Here is a 3,473-nt window from a genome sequence, read left to right on the forward strand (position 1 = left end):
TTTATCTTCTGTTCTTTAAAAAATTGGAAACAAGCTGAAAACTGAAGAGACTTTTAAGTTCCGAAAGGAATAGAGGAAGTCTGAGTAGAAAGAAATCTTGACTGAGAAAAGGCAGTCAAGTGTTTAGTTGAATTAAAGATTCGCTTCAAGGTGAAGACGTAACGGAGTAAGTTATGTGAAAACACTTGAGGTTGTATAGTTAAGTGACTAAGCGTACAAGGTGGATGCCTTGGCAATCAGAGGCGATGAAGGACGTGCTAATCTGCGAAAAGCTTGGATGAGTCGATAAGAGGCGTTTAATCCAAGATGTCCGAATGGGGAAACCCGATGGATGAAGAATCCATCATTTCATTATGAATCCATAGTAATGAAAGGCAAACCGGGAGAACTGAAACATCTAAGTACCCCGAGGAAAAGAAATCAACCGAGATTCCGTGAGTAGCGGCGAGCGAAAGCGGAGGAGCCATCAAACTTTATTCGACGCATTAGGAGAATCAACTGGGAAGTTGAATCACAGAGGGTGATAATCCCGTATCCGAAAATGTGTTGGAAGCACTAGGTTTGTAACAAGTAGGGCGGGACACGTGATATCCTGTCTGAAGATGGGGGGACCATCCTCCAAGGCTAAATACTCCTGATTGACCGATAGTGAACCAGTACTGTGAAGGAAAGGCGAAAAGAACCCCGGCGAGGGGAGTGAAATAGAACCTGAAACCTTGTACGTACAAGCAGTGGGAGCCTGAAAGGGTGACTGCGTACCTTTTGTATAATGGGTCAGCGACTTATATTTTGTAGCGAGGTTAACTGAATAAGGAAGCCGAAGGGAAACCGAGTCTTAACTGGGCGATAAGTTGCAAGGTATAGACCCGAAACCCGGTGATCTAGCCATGGGCAGGTTGAAGGTTGGGTAACACTAACTGGAGGACCGAACCGACTAATGTTGAAAAATTAGCGGATGACTTGTGGCTGGGGGTGAAAGGCCAATCAAACCGGGAGATAGCTGGTTCTCCCCGAAATCTATTTAGGTAGAGCCTTGAGCGGACACCTTCGGGGGTAGAGCACTGTTTCGGCTAGGGGGCCATCCCGGCTTACCAACCCGATGCAAACTGCGAATACCGAAGAGTGATACTCAGGAGACACACGGCGGGTGCTAACGTTCGTCGTGGAGAGGGAAACAACCCAGACCGCCAGCTAAGGTCCCCAAGTTTATGTTAAGTGGGAAACGAAGTGGGAAGGCTTAGACAGCTAGGATGTTGGCTTAGAAGCAGCCATCATTTAAAGAAAGCGTAATAGCTCACTAGTCGAGTCGGCCTGCGCGGAAGATGTAACGGGGCTCAAACATAGCACCGAAGCTGCGGCATCAGGAGCAACATTAATGGTTTTTACGATTAACAACATGCGTAACGAAGTGGAGCATGTTGGTCAAGCTAAAAAACGTTGAGTCGGAGCGGACCCGACAAGAATCATTAATGTTGCTCCTGTTGGGTAGGGGAGCGTCGTGTAAGCGGATGAAGGTGTATCGAGAGGTATGCTGGACGTATCACGAGTGCGAATGCTGACATAAGTAACGATAAAACGGGTGAAAAACCCGTTCGCCGGAAGACCAAGGTTTCCTGTCCAACGTTAATCGGGGCAGGGTGAGTCGGCCCCTAAGGCGAGGCTGAAAAGCGTAGTCGATGGGAAACGGGTTAATATTCCCGTACTTGGTGATATTGCGATGTGGGGACGGAGAAGGTTAGGTAAGCGGACGGTTGGATATGTCCGTTTAAGCTGGTAGGTGGAAATTTTAGGCAAATCCGGAATTTCTTAACACCGAGACGTGATGACGAGACTCTACGGAGTTGAAGTTACCGATACCACGCTTCCAGGAAAAGCCACTAAGCTTCAGATATCACTAAACCGTACTGAAAACCGACACAGGTGGTCAGGTAGAGAATACTCAGGCGCTTGAGAGAACTCGGGTGAAGGAACTAGGCAAAATAGCACCGTAACTTCGGGAGAAGGTGCGCCGGCGTAGCTTGTAGCCCCTAGCGGGTGAAGGGTGAACCGGTCGAAGATACCAGCTGGCTGCAACTGTTTATTAAAAACACAGCACTCTGCAAACACGAAAGTGGACGTATAGGGTGTGATGCCTGCCCGGTGCTGGAAGGTTAATTGATGGTGTAATCGCAAGAGAAGCACTTGATCGAAGCCCCAGTAAACGGCGGCCGTAACTATAACGGTCCTAAGGTAGCGAAATTCCTTGTCGGGTAAGTTCCGACCTGCACGAATGGCATAATGATGGCCAGGCTGTCTCCACCCGAGACTCAGTGAAATTGAAATCGCCGTGAAGATGCGGTGTACCCGCGGCTAGACGGAAAGACCCCGTGAACCTTTACTATAGCTTGACACTGAACATTGAATTTTGATGTGTAGGATAGGTGGGAGACAATGAAGTAGGAACGCCAGTTTCTATGGAGTCGGCCTTGAAATACCACCCTTTAAGGTTTGGTGTTCTAACGAAGACTGCACACGCGGTCTCGGACAGTGTCTGGTGGGTAGTTTGACTGGGGCGGTCTCCTCCCAAAGTGTAACGGAGGAGCACGAAGGTTTGCTAATGACGGTCGGACATCGTCAGGTTAGTGCAATGGTATAAGCAAGCTTAACTGCGAGACGGACAGGTCGAGCAGGTACGAAAGTAGGTCATAGTGATCCGGTGGTTCTGAATGGAAGGGCCATCGCTCAACGGATAAAAGGTACTCCGGGGATAACAGGCTGATACCGCCCAAGAGTTCATATCGACGGCGGTGTTTGGCACCTCGATGTCGGCTCATCACATCCTGGGGCTGAAGTAGGTCCCAAGGGTATGGCTGTTCGCCATTTAAAGTGGTACGCGAGCTGGGTTTAGAACGTCGTGAGACAGTTCGGTCCCTATCTGCCGTGGGCGCTGGAGAATTGAGGGGGGCTGCTCCTAGTACGAGAGGACCGGAGTGGACGCACCGCTGGTGTTTCGGTTGTGTCGCCAGACGCATTGCCGAGTAGCTAAGTGCGGAAGAGATAAGTGCTGAAAGCATCTAAGCACGAAACTTGCCTTAAGATGAGTTCTCCCAGTTTATAAGACTGTAAGGGTTGTTTGAGACGAAGACGTAGATAGGTGGGGTGTGTAAGTATTGTGAGATATTGAGCTAACCCATACTAATTGCCCGAGGGGCTTAACTATACAACGCTCAAGTGTTTTTGGGCGGCTAACGTAAAATACAACGAATTAAAGTATAAAGTAATCAGCTTGTATCCGATAAGAACAGATGAAAAAGGTAAAACGAGATAAAAAGACAAGCTAAAGTTGAAGAGAGAAGTTATCGAGGAATTATCCCGGCGGCGAGAGTGCAGTGGTTCCACCTGAATCCATACCGAACTCAGAAGTGAAATGCTGTAATGCCGATGGTAGTGTGGGGTATCCCCATGTGAGAGTAGGGCACTGCCGGGTTTTTATT

The 3,473-nt window shown here is 48.6% G+C and carries 2 rRNA genes; both read left to right on the forward strand.

Annotation, left to right across the window (positions count from 1 at the left end):
* The first annotated feature begins 197 nt into the window (after positions 1-197).
* Positions 198-3,199 (forward strand): 23S ribosomal RNA (locus BKL51_RS06430).
* A 151-nt stretch (positions 3,200-3,350) separates the two neighbouring features.
* Positions 3,351-3,466: ribosomal RNA gene (rrf, locus tag BKL51_RS06435) — 5S ribosomal RNA — on the forward strand.
* Positions 3,467-3,473 lie beyond the last annotated feature (7 nt).

Origin of the sequence: Rodentibacter sp. Ppn85, assembly GCF_001999335.1 — a bacterium.
In the GTDB taxonomy this organism is placed as follows: Bacteria; Pseudomonadota; Gammaproteobacteria; order Enterobacterales; family Pasteurellaceae; genus Rodentibacter.